We start from the raw sequence: 1,335 nt of genomic DNA, 5'->3' as shown, positions 1-1,335 counted from the left end.
ACCGAAGTATCTGATTCCATGCTTCCAAGAAAAGCATCTAGAGAGAGAAGTAGTGCCCGTACCGCAAACCGACACAGGTAGATGAGGAGAGAATCCTAAGGCCATCGGAAGAATTGCAGTTAAGGAACTAGGCAAATTGACCCCGTAAGTTCGCGAGAAGGGGTGCCTGTGAGAGCAGGCCGCAGAGAATAGGCCCAAGCAACTGTTTAGCAAAAACACAGGTCTCTGCTAAAGCGTAAGCTGATGTATAGGGGCTGACGCCTGCCCGGTGCTGGAAGGTTAAGGGGAACACTTAGCGCAAGCGAAGGTGTGAACTTAAGCCCCAGTAAACGGCGGCCGTAACTATAACGGTCCTAAGGTAGCGAAATTCCTTGTCAGGTAAGTTCTGACCCGCACGAATGGCGTAATGACTTGGGCACTGTCTCAACTGCAAATCCGGCGAAGTTGTAGTGCGAGTGAAGATGCTCGCTACCCGCGATTGGACGGAAAGACCCCGTAGAGCTTTACTGTAGCTTAGCATTGAGTTTCGATATTGTCTGTACAGGATAGGTGGGAGACTGAGAAGCTAGGGCGTCAGCCTTAGTGGAGTCACCCTTGGGATACCACCCTGACAGTATTGGGATTCTAACCGGACGCCATGAATCTGGTGACGGGACATTGTTAGGTGGGCAGTTTGACTGGGGCGGTCGCCTCCTAAAAAGTAACGGAGGCGCCCAAAGGTTCCCTCAGAACGGTCGGAAATCGTTCGAAGAGTGCAAAGGCAGAAGGGAGCCTGACTGCGACACCCACAAGTGGAGCAGGGACGAAAGTCGGGCTTAGTGATCCGGTGGTACCTCGTGGGAGGGCCATCGCTCAACGGATAAAAGCTACCTCGGGGATAACAGGCTGATCTCCCCCAAGAGTCCACATCGACGGGGAGGTTTGGCACCTCGATGTCGGCTCGTCGCATCCTGGGGCTGTAGTAGGTCCCAAGGGTTGGGCTGTTCGCCCATTAAAGCGGCACGCGAGCTGGGTTCAGAACGTCGTGAGACAGTTCGGTCCCTATCCGTCGCGGGCGTAGGAAATTTGAGAGGAGCTGTCCTTAGTACGAGAGGACCGGGATGGACTGACCTCTGGTGCACCAGTTGTTCCGCCAGGAGCATAGCTGGGTAGCTAAGTCGGGAAGGGATAAACGCTGAAAGCATCTAAGCGTGAAGCCCCCCTCAAGATGAGATTTCCCATAGCATAAGCTAGTAAGACCCCTTGAAGAACACAAGGTTGATAGGTCAGAGGTGTAAGTGTGGTAACATATTTAGCTGACTGATACTAATAGGTCGAGGGCTTGACCAATAAAAA

General features: G+C 52.9%; 1 rRNA gene (only partly in view). It reads left to right on the top strand.

Going from position 1 to position 1,335, the window contains the following annotated elements:
- Positions 1–1,329 (top strand): 23S ribosomal RNA (locus tag I2E83_RS17880); it begins 1,576 nt to the left of the window's first position.
- Positions 1,330–1,335 lie beyond the last annotated feature (6 nt).

The organism is Clostridium sp. D46t1_190503_E9, assembly GCF_015555225.1.
In the GTDB taxonomy this organism is placed as follows: domain Bacteria; phylum Bacillota; class Clostridia; order Clostridiales; family Clostridiaceae; genus Clostridium.
This window is presented reverse-complemented; position numbering and strand designations above follow the sequence as displayed.